Raw genomic sequence first — 15399 nt, 5'->3', positions numbered from 1 at the left:
AGCAATCACAATTATTTTCAAGATCGTTGTTGCACAAGTAGAGACGGCAGCGGCAGCGGAAACCCCTGCTTGAGAGCGAGCAGATCCTGGACAGCGCATCCATATAGACTAGCGCGTGGCCACGATTGGGCGACAGGGTTAGCCGGCGGTCCGAGCAATTGCCCCACCCACCTCGAGATATCTCCTCGGGTTATCAATCCCTTGTCGAACTGCGCCCAGTTCTTGACACGGTAGCCCGTGGGGCTCGACTTGCTGCTGGTTGTCCTTCCGCATCGCCCCCGAAAAAGTCCAAGAAAACTACGAAACCGCCTCAGAAGCTAACAGAGACCCTGTTCCAGCCATTGGGCGAAACGTCAGCCCCAACCGAACCCGAAATTGTGCAACAGCGCCATTCTCAAGACTGGGTATTCAGGATTTCGACTTGTCAGGTTTGCACGTACATTCCCTCTTTCACGCACTTCATTAGAGGCGAGATGTACATTCTTGAACTGCCGTTAACAGCATACGATTATCGCTGATAAAATCAAGATGCTCATGAGTAAGATTGCTTCGGCGTGGTTGAATCACCGTTCGATCGACTAGCTTGCTCTGCCAACTTTGAAGCGGGCTACTAGGTCATGTCGCGTCGACCCTCGTCATGGTGAGCCTATTGACTCCCACACACGCTCCATATTGAGGTTCAGGAAGAGCCGCCCCATCACCGCATTGCCCCAACAATTTCCCTTTCGGCTCATGCTGCAAATCCCCTGATGCTACCTGTGCATGGCTGAATATTCATCGCTCGCCTACCGGGCAACTTAGACCGGTCGTCGCAAGCACACATGGTTGGGCAGATTACAGATTTTCATCTACGGCTTTGGCGGCTGTCGCCAACCAAGCGATTCTTCGGGGTCTGCTATTCAGCGCATTGGCAACGGCCTGAATCTCTCGAGTGCTCCAATGGGCTAGGACAACCGCCCGTCCGTCAGCGTTCGTGACAAGAAGGTTACTTTCAAGCGGCGTCCGAGCGGACTGTACAACCTTGGCCCATGGCAGTAGTTCGGCGACGCGAGTGAAGGGGGAGGCGAGCAAAGACGTCGAAGGTAAGCCTCCGAATCGAGATCATTCAGGTTGGCTACAGCCACCAGCGAATAGACGGCGATGCCGCGTTCGCTGCTACTGTCCGAGACGAAGTACAAGTAGTTCTTTATACCGAGAGCCGGCCCGCAACGTCCGCTCCGCAGCGTTATTGTTAATCTCGATCGCAAATATCGCCGGCATACTGCATTAGTGCTGTCGACTGATTCAATGCGCAGCCCATCGCCTTCGCGGTATCGCTATTGGACGATACCTTGCTCAGCGCCGAGCGTAGCCAGATCTCGAAGGCTTGCGCCCGTTCCTGTCGGACACGCTTTCGCTCGTAGGACGTTTCTCGCGGATGTCAGCGTCGTTCCCGAGTGCCAGGAGAGATAGTGGATTTTTTCGTCTAGCATGGGAAAGACATCCAGCCTCCTGAACATGGCGTCTTTATAAATGGACTTATAGCCTGCGACTGTGTCGGTGCAAAATTCCTCTGAAGCCTTTCAGGGGGCGAACTCTGCGGGAAGAACGGATATTAGTTCCTCCCTGACACTCGTCCCGGCCGAGCCGCTCCCCGCGGACCATTGACCCATCCAAGACCCAGTTGATTTTCGAGTGGCGCCAACGGCAGATGCTCCAGCGGCAAATCGCCCGCAGTGTTGGTGTTTCCGAATCCACTGTCAGCCGGGTGCTCGCGCACGCTGGCCTGTCCCGGCTCGCCGATCTGCTGCCACGCGAGCCCGTCATGTGCTATGAACACGCCGCTTCGGGTAACCTGCCGCACATCGACACCAAGAAGCTCAGTCGCATTGAGCGGCCCAGCCACCACGTGACCGGCAACCGCCGCGATTCGGTTGGTAGCAACACTATAACTGGCACCGATCACATACGGCATCGGCGGCCTTGCCCCAATGTGCCGATTTCCAGCGTCGAGAAATAACGTTTTGACGCTTCACAGCTAGAACAGCAGTTCGTCGACATCGCACAGGCTCAGGTTGAATCGGAGACAGCCGTCTATGGCGCAGCTGATGACCGCTGCCGGAATCAGAAACAGTGATAGGGCGACCTGACCTTCTTCACGCCACTGCTCGCATCAACTTGACATTGTTCTGAATTTCCGGGCGAAAACCGAAAAACTTATTTTGACCTCTGTAAAAATTTACCTGTTTAAAGTGCGGCACGCCTTCAATGAGGCGTTCACCGCGCTTAATCGATAACCTCAACCTTACGTACGCCACTTCCGACCGTCGCTTTACGCCAGCGGCGTTGGTCAAAAGGAAACATAAGGTAATCGCGCACCGTGATCGGTTCAGACTGGGTTGCGAGGCCAACTTCCGGCCACTCATCCTTTGTCGGCCAGTACGCCGTACGGAAAATCGTGTCCCAGAGCGTCGTAAATGTCCCGAAGTTTCGGCCCCTGTGACGCGCTTCCATTGAATGGTGAATACGGTGGAACTGGCCATCCCCGACGATGTATCGTAGCAGCCCAAGATTAATACGCGTGCTCGAGTGAGACAAGTGGACCTGAAAGGCAATCAGCGTCAGCGCAACAGTTGGCACGACCCCAGATTCGAAGTGGATCAGAGCGAGCGGCATCGCGACGAAAAAAGCATAAATAAGCGGCTCGGATAAGTGATGAGCACAATTCCAAGCCGTCAGTTCGCGGATAGAATGATGGGTGGCGTGCATGCGCCACAGGAATGGAATAGCATGCTGTGCGCGGTGCATCCAGTAGCGGAAGAAATCAGCGGCAATTGCGACTAGAATGCCTGAAAGAACGCCGAAGCCCGCGCTAATAATTGCGTTGTCAGAGTGAAACAAAGTCCCGAAATTCACCGTCAGAAGCGGCTTGACCCCTAACCACTCCAGACCCACAGCGTAGACATGCCAGACAACTGCAGCGAACCCAAGGCGAATGATCCAATTTCGTACCCCGCGAACATATGACGCAAAACTGTATCGATAAGCCGGAAAAATCAGCTCGAGCGCGACACAGACGGTAGCGAATATCGCTACGAACTTGAACGAGTTTACGAAAAACTCGGCCATCTGATTTACATCAAAAAGGTGCAATTTTCTACTCCGTCAACGAGGCTGCATGCTTTCTGGTGGCGATTTGAGGTCAATGGAAATGCGGTATGTCGCACAAGTCATTTTCGCCCGGATCGTGCGCGTAAAACCAAGCAGTCTTGACATATCCATTCCATGGAGCAGTCACACACAGAGATCTGCCGTCACTGAATCTATCACGGATAGGTCGACGTTTCTCGAAACTTGGCAATCGATTGTTTGGATGGGACTCATTCGAATCGCAAATGGCTTTCACACCTCCGCAGTTCTGGTCTACGCCGGAATCTCAGAAAATCCCGCCATAAGGCCGAATGGGTTATGACGCGGGGCCACAGTTCGATGAGATTGTTGAACAGGCCGGGGCCATCCTGACAGTGTAGTCAGACCCAATGTAGCATCGGCCCGACCGGATCCGGATGGTCGCTGAAGGCCGCCAGCGCCACATCGTACTGGGCATCGGTCTTGGTCGAGTACATGATGCGCTCAAGATTGGAAACGAGCCCGTCCAGGCTGCACTCGCCGATGCCGGCCTTGAATACCGTTACGCCACCCGACGGATTGACCGCAAAGAAGAACGCCTTGGTCTGGGACGATGTGCGACAGGATCGTTCTCGCTCGCATTGCTTGTATTGATCAGCGCGTTGAAATACGATAGCCGTAAAACTCAAAGTCGAAAATGCAAGACCTCCAATTTTCGGCCCAAGTGCGAGAACGGCTAGTTGAGGATATCTTCGACCGGAAGCGGTTCCAGGCAGGCATGGAGCGTTTAGCTTGGAACTAAGTTATCTGTCTGTGAAGAAGACTAAAACTAGATGGAAGAAGTTTCTTGTCAAACGCCGGCCATGAAGCTGCTATAGTTTTATGCTAGCTCAAGATCGCTGCATCTAAAGGACTAGAGATATTGTCGACGGGGTCGTTTCCAAAAACCAGCGGGTTCTATGTCAATACATTACCACTACGCGAGGTGCATCTAACAGCATCCCCTCAGGTAAACGCGCTACGCCAAATGGAGCCACGACAACCGCCGCCGAGGCTGATTACGTCAACCCAATCTTCACCGAGGACTACCAGGTTTTGTCGATACTTGGAAATTACTACGGCGACCAGCTACTGCTAATTAAGAGTTTGTTTGCCACGGCACAGGCCGCAGGTCTCTCTACTGCCACTATCGGCAAGTCGGGAGCCGCCTACATCCAAGACCTCGGTGAAGGAGGCTATTTCCTGGACGAAATCACAGTGCAGCCGCGGAGCTTGGTGACGGAGTTGCAGAACACTGGCATTGCGTTGCCGCTTAACACGCGGTTCGGCTATTCCCCAGCCGAAGCGGTGACGTTGACGGCTAACAATGACGACCCGACAGCGCGCGCCGGCTATGTCACCTTCAATACCACGACCTATGACTCCGCCAATGACGTGATAGCCGTTGCCGCGGCGCAGACACTACTCAGGGTGCGCCCGAGGATGCGGCCAACAAGTACATGCTTTCGGTGTACACAAACTACATCCTGCCAAAGTAGCAGCCCATGCTTTCGCTAATCTGGTTCCGCACACCCGGCAACGGGGAACACGGCTATGGCCCCGGTTCGCCGCAAAGCAATTGCGGGACTACGCTCTCAGGATCAACGCTTGGGAGAACTTATCAGCGCGCTCAAGACAAACGGCTTGTACGCCAGCACAAACTTAGTCATCGTTTCCGATGATGGCCATACGAGCGTATCGGGCCCCTTGTCATTGTATCCGCTGCGTGCGATTACGCGTTGCGCAGGCCTCCGACAGGCACTCATGTCAACGGTTCTACCAGCGGCACAGACATGGCTGCAATCGGCCCGCTATCAGACACCGGGTTCTCCTTCTCGGGGGATGTGCGTTCGGCAGACCTGCACCTCTCGGGGCTTTAAGGCCTACGATGGTTCGGGCTGCACGACCTCGACTTTGTATGGACTGCAGGCCAACGGCAGGCCGACCGTGCCGGTAAAGATAGATTCCAAAGTCACCCTTGCGGCTCGCCGAGTACAAAGTTCCAAGCGATCAGCGCAGGACTAGCTACGCCGGTGGCCAGTTTCAAGGGCCGTCACCGGGCAACCTACCCGCAAACGGCATTGTGGTTGCGGCAAACGGTGGATCCGACTACTTCTACGTGCCCAGCCACGATTCGAGCACTATCAAGAATTTGGTCAAATTCCTGCGGCAACGGGAGGAGTACGGTGCTATCTTTATCGACAATCGCTATGGTTTCCTGCCGGGCACCCTCCCGATGTCGAGGTCAACCTTGAGAATGCACAGCGGCAAAATAACATCCAACCTGACGTGGTAGTCAGCTTCAATTGGGATGACGAGGTCGCGGTTCAAGGCATGCCTGGCACGAGTTCGAAAGCGCCGGAGGCTACGGCGGCATACACTGTAGTTTCGGCCGTACCGACGTGCATAACACGCTGATTGCCAGTGGGCCATCATTCCGCACTAGCGCTGTCATCTCGAACCCTACTGGCAATGTCGACGTGGCACCCACGGTGGCTTATCTGTTGGACGCAGGCCGACGGCCGCATTCTTAATGAAGCCCTAACAGGCACCGGCAAGCTTGTGTACCCCTGTGATCAAGCCCGCAACCATTGCAGCACCGCGCTGGCGCCCGCACTGAATTTTGAACTGCCCACCGACCCGACCGGTAATACGAAGGATCTGGCGCTTACGCAGGGTACCTACTCTATCGAGCTAGCCGTCAAGGAGTTGATCGTCGACGGCAAGACCTATCGGTACTTCGACTATGCCAAGGCTTTCCGTCGATAATGGCGGGGGGCGCTCTTAGCCAGCGCTGCACTCGTATGCTCTTTTCCGGTCCAGATTGCGAAGCTGGACAGTTGGCGCCAACCTTCGACGCGGCCTTTGGTGCCCGTGCTGAGCCGGCCGCGCTTTTTTACCGTGCTACATTCCAAAGCAAGGATGGGATGCACACGTTGCAGGTATGGAGGGATGATCAGACCCGATTGCGACGTAAGACCGATCGGGCGATCGATACATATGTGGCCCGCATTGCAGCCAACTCACTCGAGTACCAAATGACAGTGGTCGATTACAGCAAGCGCATCACCACTCGTATTAATTGCATCAACTTAGTTCGTCTTGGCCATATCAGCGACTGGTTTTACTTGGCACATGGCCTGCGGCATCCAATTGGACGCTACGAACTCGCCCTTACTCGTGCACCGGCAGGATCGCGGCGCCATTAACGTCTTGCCCTGGTACGCGCTCACGCAGGGCATCATCAGTAGATTTGCCCGCGCGCTCCAACAAATTCTGTGTGAGCTATCGTCGCCAATGGGTCCCAATGTCAACGCAGACGTCGATGCGGATTAGCTTAGATCGGATGAGCGTTGTGTGGCAAGATAGTCTGAAACTATAAAATTTAGGTGTAAAAGCGCGCGCATTGAAAGCTCGATGTTTTCGAGCCAGGCCTGCACCCATCCATGTCCTCATCGCGGCTTCGAGCGTGAAGAACAACAGACGCCTATGTGTTGTCGAACTATAAGCGCTGGGCTCGTTCGGTGATACTACACAATTTGCCAGGCATCGACGACTCCAAATGTCGTAAGAAGCATGGCTTCGACGGCAGGGGATGGAGGAGGTCCCTCGCCGCCAAAATTCCTTCAGGTCCTCGGAGGTTTATTCCTGGGGAATCAGAAAGCGTTCTGGCCGTTTACCTAGCCACGCCGGCGTTCGGCCACGCCCCGACCACGTCTTGCCCGTCTTAGGTTCGTGTACTTCGGAGGCAGTAACCTCTTTTCGGGCGAGGCGGCCACAACGGCAGGGCGGCCGCGACGACGGCGAGGCGCGATGTCGTCTTGGGACAATTCGTAGCGCATCATCAATCCGCGAATCTGTTCGATAACACTCGAAAGCTCATTGGCACGGGCCTCTTCGATTTGGACTTCCAGCGCCTGTTTCTGAGCTAGCAATTCCTGATATGTTGCCATTTCGATCTCCAATTGGTCAGTTACTCATGACCTATTACGCAACTTAAGAGAGTCCTGCAAGGAATCCATTCTTGAACACTTAGCCGGGAGCCAGCAACGTAGTCGCACAACTCAATTCATCCTACTTAGGGCCGGGTACACTGACATCACTGAAGCACAGGGGCGGAACGCATAGTGAAAGCGTCTACGTGGTAGCATAATGCGCCTTGCTGAGCGCGGCGAAATCTGGAAAGGGAAATGCAGGCTCGCGATTGATGCAGTCCATCGCGCGGCTACAGTTTAGCCTGCGATGAATTTAAGGCGGCCGCCTCGAATCTGGATCCATTACACGATTCTTCGTCACGGACTAACGGCCACGCGCCAATCTCAGGTTAGAGTCATTGTACTTGTGCGCACTACAATGTGGCAGACTAGCTAAAGCCCGTTTGCCACGTCCGCTTAATGGTTTTACGAAATGCCCGCTTTCAAGCGTTAGCTTGACCGGGCATTTGAGCACCTGTACGTGTCGTCACTCCTGCGGAATCAAAAAACGTTCAGGCCGTTTGCCCAACCATGCCGGTGCTCGACCTCTTCCGGACCAAGTCTTCCCGGTCTTGGGGTCCATATACTTGGGTGGCAGCGGCGCCTTTTCGCGCTGTGCTGAAGCAACACCGACTGGCCGTCCCCTACGGCGCCGCGGCGCAACATCTTCGGGCAACAGGTCGTATTGCGCCATCAAATCACGAATTTGTTCTATGACGCTGGCAACCTCGCTCGCCCGTGCCTCTTCAAGCTGGGCCTCGATCGCTTGCTTTTGCGCTATCAGTTCTTTATATGTTGCCATTTGCGCCTCCGGTTATTGCTGACGTTTGACTTATACGCACTTTAAAGTCAGTCCGCAAGTTCTTTTTGTTCCTTACCTTACAAAAATGTTGCAAACCGTTCAAATCCCGGGGCCGCTTTGCCGTGCCGCTGGTACTTGAACCGTATGGGTGCGATGGAGACTCTCCCCCTTCTCGGAGTCAACGGTACTCCTCCGCGCGCGTGTGCTTACCTGATCCGCTGAAATCGGCTCCCACGCTAGCCAAAAAAAGGGACCGATGCCCTGCTCCACAAGCAACCATTGCGCACTTAAAGTGATCTGTCTGGGCATGCTACAGCACGCTGATATCCCTGGCCCAGCTCAACCTAGCCTCATGCGCGACAACGCCGGTTCGGTTCCTTCGTCTCCACGGATTGGGATGGAATAGTAAGTCCATCTCGCACCGACGGAGTAGGAGAATCGGATTGAGCGGAGACGCACAGGTCTGCGTTCGATCCGAGTATTCTCATCATTGTCGGATATGGCTGACCAGCGCTTCCAGCAATGTAAATACAAAATTCGCTGGATCCAAGTTTCTTGCTTCTTTGCGTAGCCAATGCTCGGCAGCATCGGGTTCACTCTCATTTCCGAGCATCTGCGCCGCTCGGACAGCGACAGCTCGCTTTGCGAGCGCTATGGCATCAGCCGCAAGACCGGCTACAAGTGGATTACGCCAATGAAGGCGTCCGCGGAGCGATCCTGGCGCCGCGGGGCCCGGCGAGCAAGGAACTGGATTCAGCAGCGCCTAGCCGAGCGGTTTGGCGAGGGAGAGGTGCCGTCTCGCACGACCAGCTACAACATCCTCAAGGCAGCGGGCCGAGTCGCGGATTAGGGTACTGTACGAATATGGCGCCAACATCACAAACCCTAAGCCGTCGCCGCACGGGAGCGTAGCGGTCGGAATCCGCCCCTCTCGACGCGCTTGCTTTGCAGCCAGAGGCTGTCGCCATAGAGGATGACGGAGACGGCGCGTTCGAGATTAGACGATGTGCCACAGCAGGATCGCCCGTGACGACGAGATCCAGTCCGCTGGCGCGATAGCGTTGAAGTTCGTAAGTGCCGTAAGTGCCACTCCGCAGCTTGCCGAGCCGGTTGAAGCAACGGCCCAAGCCAGGTTCGCGTACTCGTGCGTTTTGGCGCGGGTAGCTCGACGAGCACAAGCTATGCAGTCACCTTGCCTTGCTTGCTCAAGGTTGCTAGCAGAAGGAATCGGACCACTGCGCGAGAATTATTTTGGTGCTGATCGGCTTGTGCCGCGGACCAATATCAAGACGGGGCAGTATATAGGTAGCCTCGATACTTTTCGCCTGCTTAACCTCCCTGCATTGCCATCTGCGCCCGGCCAGTCGGCAAGTTGTATTAGTCGCGCTTAGGCGCCGAACTGCGTGTTAATCACCGCTTCCACGAGGGTCACGCCATTTGGAGTCAAAGTAACGATATTATCGTCAACGGTGACGAGTGCTTTTCCCACCAGCGCATTCAGCGCACGATTGATCTTCGGATTGGCAAAAAAACTCCGCCCCTCAAAACGTTCTTTAAACACATCATCATTCACTGGGACTAATGTCGACAAGGCCATTTTGAACGCATTAATTTCACCATGAGCCCGGGAGATGCCTCGGCTGTCTTCAATGGGCAAGCGATGCTTGCCAAGTGCTTCCTTGTATCTACTGTATCCAGTTATGTTGATAGCTTCGGCTGTTGTACACTTCGAGCTACCACCCAAACCAATAGCCACCTCTGGATACTGCTTACCAAGATCAGTGACTAATCCCTTCCATTTTTCGGGGGGATGATTCCTATGATGGAAGTACATTGTGGGATGCTCCAGATAATTGCAGGACAAGTACTGTTCCACAAGCTCCCGCATTTGATATTGCTTACCTAAACCAGGGAACCCTCCCTTATTAGCGAAAATTTTTCTTTTCTGCCACAAACTTTGTCGCTCGCCGGAAACACCGGTGCGTCTTCTCATAAACTCACCGATGTGCAGCTTGGTGCAGACAACATGAGAGAGCCCCAATTCTAGAACCTTCTCCATGTCCCGTTTCACGTCATCGACACTTTGCCCGAGGAGTCCATAAATAAGGTCGACACTAATCCAATCGAAACCGACCTCGCGTGCGTCATGAACGGTTTCCATGCAAGCGCGGGCTGAATGCGCACGACCGGATGCTTTGATAATATGCTCATTGAAAGACTGCACGCCAAAACTGATCTTGGAAAAACCTATCCTTTTTAAAAAACTCAAATATTCTTTAGTCAGCGTTCCCGGATCACCTTCAAACCGCATCGATGCAGCCGACAAATTAAAGTTGCATCGATAAAAATCCACTAAGCGTCGCAGTTCGCGCTGAGGAAGTAGTGATGGCGTGCCACCGAAGATATTAAACTCCCCAACCTCTGCTCGGCGAAGGCCTGGGATACTCTCAAGCCAATGCCTTGCTTCTGCTATATTACTATCTACCACATCCCGGAACACAGTCTGCGCGGAGTCGACCTGTGGGTTGAGTATGACGGTGGGGAATGCACAAAAGTGGCAACGGTAGCGACAAGTTGGAATATATGACCAAAGATGGATTTGTTTAGCCTTACTTATCTCTCGCTCCATATCACCCAAAAAAGAATAATATGGGTAATTAAGAATATCACCGGGAAAAACATGGCAGCCGAATGTGTCCTTAAATACGTAATCTAGAAATTCACTATTTTCCGGCCTCGAGAGGAAATCATATACTCGCGGCAAAGGATAGCGAACATCGACGTCATTCAACGAATCTAGCGCTGCTTTGTTCATTAAAAAACTCCACCGTTCGCGAAATAATTATGTGCCTCCCCGGATTCACGGTCCTCACAAAAGTAATAGACAAAACGCTTGAAGTCTTCCGGCTTGACAACATCGAAACACTTTGGCAATGGTGGTGGGAAGCCGATATCTTCGCCAATGGTTCGGCGCATGGCGCTAAAGATCTCATCACGAAATTCGAAATAAAGTCGATAGCATGACGTTTTATAGGAATGGATAGACTTAAAGTCGATCATGCGAGTTTCATACTTAATTTCCTCGAGACGCCGGTACAGCTGGTCTGCCGCGCGGCCAGTGAAGAATTCACGAACACGTGCATTTTCCAGCAAAAGATGTGGATTAAGCAGCACAGGCAGAATGATATTCTTGGGAACATAGTCTTTTATTGAGCTGAGCCAGGCATTTTGTGACTGTTCGGGGGTCGTATCTTTCAGCGCAATATTTTGGCGTCCCTTTTCTGTCCGGACGTCCTTCATGATAATAATACCGTCCTGACCATAGGCGATGCCCGTGATGACCTCGTCAAGCAGAGTATCAACCCGACGACTGTTAATTTCTACCCGGGAATCTCGGGCGTAAACCGGTTTGCCACCCCATGCAACGACTCGTATCCCAAAATCCCAATCATCGGAAAGATGTTCCACAAATTTACCGCTTTTGAGTTGGTAGAAGATTTCGATGCCACCGACCTTGTCGTAGAACCTGCGCTCAACAGCGAAGCCCTTCCCGTCTGGAAAACCACCGAATAGTGAAAAGGACATTTCCCGACAGCGTAAAGTTTTTTTGATTTCCCGAAATAGATTCGGACGACTGGCGAATAAACTTTCATTATAATAATAATTGCACGTACCGAGATCCCCATTATCATCCATCATTTTTTTTATTATTGCGTGCAGCCAGTATGGCTCTACGGTGCAATCAGCATCCGAGGAAACAATATAGTGTTTTTTTTGCACCCCCAGGCGAATGTCCCTCGTTCTTGAACGCAACGACGCATAATCCATACCCCGTTTTCTCGCAGATGAGACCCCCTGAACGGCTTCCGGGATGATATTGATATCAATAGTGGGATTTTCGGATTTAAGACGCTCTACTTTTTGGACGGTATCGTCCGTAGAATTGTTGTCTACAACAATCAACTCATAACTTTGGTGAGTAATCAATCCGTTATGGGTTTTCTGGTTGATTAAAGATGCGAGTACCTTCTCAATGCAATCGCTTTCGTTATAAATTGGCAGTACGACAGATACAAAAATATTGTCTCGCATACCACTTCCCAAGAAATCGATTAAAAAATATCAAAGGCCCTAGGAGAAAGTAATCGTTTTCCTAGAACATAATTATTTGCTGCAATTTTTTGTGTAAGCTGCTTGTTGATGACCAACTCATAGAGCGCATCAATGAATTCTTGATCAGGCAAGCCATCTTTCCCCTCTGATATCCTCATAACTGGAGCAACGAAGCCATGCTTGCCATAGACTTCATCATAATATTCATAGCTTGTCGTGATGTAACAGCGTTTGTGACAAATTGCTTCGCCAATAGGATTTCCGTAGCTATCATAATCCCAGGAGGTGAGAAAAGAGACCAGATCGCAGGAATAATATAGATCATCGATAGTGTACGTTTGGCTCCGGGAGGATACACCGCCGTGCTGAAGAAGGCCGAGAAATCTCACAGAACCCTCGCTGTTAAGCGTTTTGGATAAAGTTACTAGCTGTTGATAATATTCTGGATCTTCATTTGGATTCCCCGCAATAAAAAGCCACGCCCTCTTGTCTATGCAATTTTCAACAAAAATTCGATTTAGGTGATGAATTATATAAATATCCCTGTCCAATCGCTTTTGAGGGATAATTCTTGTAGTTCTTGCAATAAGAAGATCGTCATCACGGATGGAGAACTTCTCCCTCAAATTCGTGTAGCCGACCTGGTCTTTAAATTCGTAGGTATTTTTTTCAACCTTGACCTCAACGGCATAATTACACCACTCCTCAAGTTTGTTCTTTAGATCTTCGTTGAGTGTTACGTATGTGATGTGATTGGACTTGATAGGCTTGATTGCATTTTGGTATGGTGGTGAACCATACTTCATGGCGGTTTTTTCGCTGCTCCACATCAAATCATGATCCCGCCAAATAACAAAGTTTCCCAATCCATTGTGTTTTCCATACTCTTCGATGGCGAGGTACAGGGCTCGGGTGTAAATTATGTTTTCAGGAAGCGTCCCATTTTCTACAATAACATAGCCAATATTCAGACTATCCCAAAGCTGAACAATCTTTTTTGATAGTTGCTGTGATGCATATATAATGTCGCTCTTTATATTTTCTTTGTTTCGACTGGTCGTTGACGACGGTTGATTTATCAACAAATTATGCGCGCGCTTAATAAAATCGGCGTTATAATTTTTTATGGAAGTGATGTCATCTATGCGAACAAGAGTGAATAAGTCCTCGTAGAGGTCTTTTTCCCATTCGTATGGTTTATTAAATACCCCCTTGTCAACTTTTATATCATAACCAAGGTCCAGGTACGATTTTATACCTTTTTTTGAAAGCATTTTCGCTGTCTTGAGTGCCTCAATGGTAATTCCTGATACCGCGACTGCGTCAAATGATATAAATATGGCCCGATCGTATTTCATTTTTGCAAATGTCATATTAACTCGATTCAGAGAATTGGAGTCGCTCACACCGCAGCTATACTGGCAGTTAGTGTTCTACGAATTTCGCTAAGATATTGTGCGTTTCAACAATTTTGGCTTTATGTGTTCACCATCAAATATGCGCCCGTCCTTGGATTGCTATTGTGCAATGCCTCGTTGCCTCGGCAGGGACGACGGAACTTTGATGCGAGATTCGTACCACCAACATTCTTTGGTTGAAACCTCAGTTGAGCAGGCAGTATTGCAAATACTCGACAACTTTTAGTCAATAAACGGACAAATATGAATGTCTTCGTCGCCATTGCGACAATTAATCGCTGTGCCAGAGTAAGCGCAGCAGCTCCAGCTGTTGTAACTCAGGAGGTAATCAGAGCGGTGGAATGAGAAAAGACGGTGGATCTGGTTTAAGCAACCAAGCTCAATGTGAAAAGAAAATCGTTTTGATAGTGGGGTCGTATTCAGGAACGTCGCATTCAAGGCCTGTTCCATACCCTTAAGGTCATCAGTGACTGTCCTGCGTGCTACGACGGGTCTTCGGGTCATTGAACACCTTCATCCGGAACTTGCCTCCTTCGATGCTTTCAATCCATAAGCCCAGGATGTCGTGCGTGCCGTCCGGCAGCACGCCCAGGGCCAGGTAGACGGCGTGTTGCGCGCCACGCTGTCCTCGCGCATCTGCGCGCGCGTCGAAGAACACTACCGGCTACATCGCCTTCAGCGGGCGGGCCTGCCAGGCGGTGATCTCGTCCATGACGGCATCGGTCACCGAACTGATGAACTCGGGCGATACCTCTGTGCCGCACTATTCGGCCAAAGACTTGGATCTCCCGCACGGTCATGCCACGGACGTAAATGGCGATGATCTTGTCATCGAACCCGGTGAAGCGCCGCTCGTGCTTGGGGATCAGGATCGGATCGAAGCTGCCGTCGCGGTCGCGCTGAATGTCGACCCGCAGCGGCCATCTTCGGTTAGCACGGTCTTGGCGCTCTTGCCATTGCTGCGCTGATTGGCCGAACCGACTGGCGCTGCGCGCCGCGCGGGTAGCCCAGGTGTTGACCCAGTTCGGCACCCAGGGCGCGTTTGATCAGGACCTTCTTGAATGACATCGAGGCGTCCTGAACGGCCTCGGCGATCATCGGACACTTCACGAAATAGGCAATCAGGTCCTCAGGGATATGGTCGGCAGTTCACGGTCTGGGGCGTGGTCCGTCTTGGTTTTGCGGGGCATACATGCTCCTTGGCGACATGATATGCCCTAAACACAAAATTTCTGACAGACTCCTGCTGTCGAGGCGCTGGAGGAGGGCCTTTGCGAAATATGGCACGCCGGAGATCGACAACACCGACCAGGGCAGCAAGTTCACCGCCACGGAATTCACCGACGCGCTCAACCTCGGCATCATGCTGTCGATGGACAGCAAGGGCAGTTGGCGCGTCAACGTGTTAGTAGAAGCGACGGAACTTTAGGGAGCTGAAAGTGCCGGTTTCCTTAGCTCTGCCTGTCTTTATTCAAAAACGGCAGCGACAGACGTCGTACCCCGAAGCAGCTTGTATTCATGCAATAAACCGAAAAGTTCGCATACCGTTACATATTTCTCTGGTTTTTTAAACGAAAGATACATCCCGTTCTACCTAATATAAAGTTGAAAGCCCACGGCCGAAGCCGGGAAGATCGGTGAGACCGAAAGCATAGTTGCCATGCTTTTCGGGACCACAAAGCCGGAAATACTGGCGTGCTATGCTCGCTGAATTTGATATTAATCAAGGTGTCGGGCGGCTAGTTTAGTAAATTCTAACAAGCCATGGAGGTGCGGGGGCGCTATTCATGGGTTGTTAACTCGTTTCCACAATGGGAACTTAGAGCGGCTAACAAAACCATGTCATCGCCACATGGCAATTGAGCGTTGTGATGTGCCATGGCACGAAAAAAGATCAACAACGAATTGTGGAAGGCCTTGCAGCCATTGCTGCCGACGGTCGAGC

The 15399-nt window shown here is 51.8% G+C and carries 11 protein-coding genes and 5 pseudogenes; 6 read left to right on the top strand and 10 right to left on the bottom strand.

The annotated features are described in order from the left end of the window. Nucleotides 1-38 precede the first annotated feature (38 nt). Together VSR71_RS33870 and VSR71_RS35440 are read right to left on the bottom strand one after the other, a co-directional pair. Nucleotides 39-273, bottom strand: a pseudogene (locus VSR71_RS33870) (IS5/IS1182 family transposase); the annotation flags it as partial. Between the two features lie 340 nt (nucleotides 274-613). Then, nucleotides 614-752 (bottom strand): annotated as a pseudogene (locus VSR71_RS35440) (IS3-like element ISKpn18 family transposase); the annotation flags it as partial. An 860-nt stretch (nucleotides 753-1612) separates the two neighbouring features. On the opposite strand from VSR71_RS35440, the pseudogene VSR71_RS33865 reads away from it, so the two are divergent. Beyond that, nucleotides 1613-1915 (top strand): annotated as a pseudogene (locus VSR71_RS33865) (IS481 family transposase); the annotation flags it as partial. A gap of 350 nt (nucleotides 1916-2265) precedes the next feature. Here VSR71_RS33865 and VSR71_RS33860 read toward each other — a convergent pair. Both VSR71_RS33860 and VSR71_RS33855 read right to left on the bottom strand, forming a co-directional pair. Next, nucleotides 2266-3108, bottom strand: coding sequence for a sterol desaturase family protein (locus tag VSR71_RS33860; protein ID WP_115683838.1), 843 nt, complete (start codon nucleotides 3106-3108; stop codon nucleotides 2266-2268). 401 nt (nucleotides 3109-3509) lie between these two features. Then, nucleotides 3510-3797 carry a hypothetical protein gene (locus VSR71_RS33855; protein WP_231942345.1) on the bottom strand — a complete coding sequence of 96 codons (288 nt, stop codon included), beginning with the start codon at nucleotides 3795-3797 and terminating at the stop codon, nucleotides 3510-3512. A gap of 904 nt (nucleotides 3798-4701) precedes the next feature. On the opposite strand from VSR71_RS33855, the gene VSR71_RS33850 reads away from it, so the two are divergent. The 3 genes from VSR71_RS33850 to VSR71_RS33840 all read left to right on the top strand — a co-directional run bounded on the left by VSR71_RS33850 (nucleotide 4702) and on the right by VSR71_RS33840 (nucleotide 6356). Then, complete coding sequence (locus VSR71_RS33850) at nucleotides 4702-5172, top strand: alkaline phosphatase family protein (protein WP_231942344.1); 471 nt, start codon at nucleotides 4702-4704, stop codon at nucleotides 5170-5172. Between the two features lie 447 nt (nucleotides 5173-5619). Further along, the gene (locus VSR71_RS33845) at nucleotides 5620-5916 is read left to right on the top strand and encodes a hypothetical protein (protein ID WP_231942343.1); all 297 of its coding nucleotides are present in this window, start codon (nucleotides 5620-5622) and stop codon (nucleotides 5914-5916) included. Nucleotides 5917-5951: 35 nt separating this feature from the next. Beyond that, nucleotides 5952-6356 carry a hypothetical protein gene (locus VSR71_RS33840; protein ID WP_342917828.1) on the top strand — a complete coding sequence of 135 codons (405 nt, stop codon included), beginning with the start codon at nucleotides 5952-5954 and terminating at the stop codon, nucleotides 6354-6356. A gap of 433 nt (nucleotides 6357-6789) precedes the next feature. Here VSR71_RS33840 and VSR71_RS33835 read toward each other — a convergent pair. Together VSR71_RS33835 and VSR71_RS33830 are read right to left on the bottom strand one after the other, a co-directional pair. Beyond that, nucleotides 6790-7100 (bottom strand): annotated as a pseudogene (locus VSR71_RS33835) (H-NS family nucleoid-associated regulatory protein). A gap of 508 nt (nucleotides 7101-7608) precedes the next feature. Then, on the bottom strand, nucleotides 7609-7923 hold the full coding sequence (locus VSR71_RS33830; RefSeq protein WP_115683836.1) for an H-NS family nucleoid-associated regulatory protein: 315 nt from the start codon (nucleotides 7921-7923) through the stop codon (nucleotides 7609-7611). A 574-nt stretch (nucleotides 7924-8497) separates the two neighbouring features. Here VSR71_RS33830 and VSR71_RS33825 point away from each other — a divergent pair. Beyond that, nucleotides 8498-8773, top strand: coding sequence for a hypothetical protein (locus tag VSR71_RS33825; protein ID WP_115683835.1), 276 nt, complete (start codon nucleotides 8498-8500; stop codon nucleotides 8771-8773). Between the two features lie 537 nt (nucleotides 8774-9310). Here VSR71_RS33825 and VSR71_RS33820 read toward each other — a convergent pair. The 4 genes and pseudogenes from VSR71_RS33820 to VSR71_RS33805 form a co-directional block, all read right to left on the bottom strand. Continuing rightward, a complete protein-coding gene (locus tag VSR71_RS33820) occupies nucleotides 9311-10738 on the bottom strand; it encodes a radical SAM protein (protein WP_115683834.1) in 1428 nt (475 codons plus the stop codon). Next, the gene (locus VSR71_RS33815) at nucleotides 10738-12015 is read right to left on the bottom strand and encodes a glycosyltransferase (protein ID WP_116330156.1); all 1278 of its coding nucleotides are present in this window, start codon (nucleotides 12013-12015) and stop codon (nucleotides 10738-10740) included. Before VSR71_RS33815 ends, VSR71_RS33820 begins: the two co-directional genes overlap by 1 nt. A 20-nt stretch (nucleotides 12016-12035) precedes the next feature. Continuing rightward, nucleotides 12036-13409 (bottom strand): hypothetical protein, encoded by a 1374-nt coding sequence (locus VSR71_RS33810; protein ID WP_231942341.1) that lies wholly within the window; start codon nucleotides 13407-13409, stop codon nucleotides 12036-12038. A gap of 456 nt (nucleotides 13410-13865) precedes the next feature. Then, nucleotides 13866-14644, bottom strand: a pseudogene (locus tag VSR71_RS33805) (IS256 family transposase); the annotation flags it as partial. Nucleotides 14645-14646: 2 nt separating this feature from the next. Between VSR71_RS33805 and VSR71_RS35435 the strand changes: the two are divergent. Beyond that, nucleotides 14647-14883, top strand: a complete 237-nt coding sequence (locus tag VSR71_RS35435) for a hypothetical protein (RefSeq protein WP_115683832.1) — start codon at nucleotides 14647-14649, stop codon at nucleotides 14881-14883. The last annotated feature ends 516 nt before the right edge of the window (nucleotides 14884-15399 follow it).

The sequence above is a fragment of the Cupriavidus oxalaticus genome (assembly GCF_038900635.1).
GTDB lineage: Bacteria > Pseudomonadota > Gammaproteobacteria > Burkholderiales > Burkholderiaceae > Cupriavidus > Cupriavidus oxalaticus_B.
Note: the sequence above shows the minus strand (reverse complement) of the source record. Positions and strands in the feature narration are given on the sequence as shown.

What these genes read in the sequence shown, in the direction of transcription:
- VSR71_RS33825 (WP_115683835.1), top strand. Translation starts at nt 8,498, where the DNA reads ATGCTCGGCAGCATCGGGTTCACTCTCATTTCCGAGCATCTGCGCCGC.
- VSR71_RS33830 (WP_115683836.1), bottom strand. Translation starts at nt 7,923, where the DNA reads ATGGCAACATATAAAGAACTGATAGCGCAAAAGCAAGCGATCGAGGCC.
- VSR71_RS33810 (WP_231942341.1), bottom strand. Translation starts at nt 13,409, where the DNA reads ATGACATTTGCAAAAATGAAATACGATCGGGCCATATTTATATCATTT.
- VSR71_RS33860 (WP_115683838.1), bottom strand. Translation starts at nt 3,108, where the DNA reads ATGGCCGAGTTTTTCGTAAACTCGTTCAAGTTCGTAGCGATATTCGCT.
- VSR71_RS33815 (WP_116330156.1), bottom strand. Translation starts at nt 12,015, where the DNA reads ATGCGAGACAATATTTTTGTATCTGTCGTACTGCCAATTTATAACGAA.
- VSR71_RS33820 (WP_115683834.1), bottom strand. Translation starts at nt 10,738, where the DNA reads ATGAACAAAGCAGCGCTAGATTCGTTGAATGACGTCGATGTTCGCTAT.
- VSR71_RS33850 (WP_231942344.1), top strand. Translation starts at nt 4,702, where the DNA reads ATGGCCCCGGTTCGCCGCAAAGCAATTGCGGGACTACGCTCTCAGGAT.
- VSR71_RS33840 (WP_342917828.1), top strand. Translation starts at nt 5,952, where the DNA reads ATGCTCTTTTCCGGTCCAGATTGCGAAGCTGGACAGTTGGCGCCAACC.
- VSR71_RS35435 (WP_115683832.1), top strand. Translation starts at nt 14,647, where the DNA reads ATGCTCCTTGGCGACATGATATGCCCTAAACACAAAATTTCTGACAGA.
- VSR71_RS33845 (WP_231942343.1), top strand. Translation starts at nt 5,620, where the DNA reads ATGTCGACGTGGCACCCACGGTGGCTTATCTGTTGGACGCAGGCCGAC.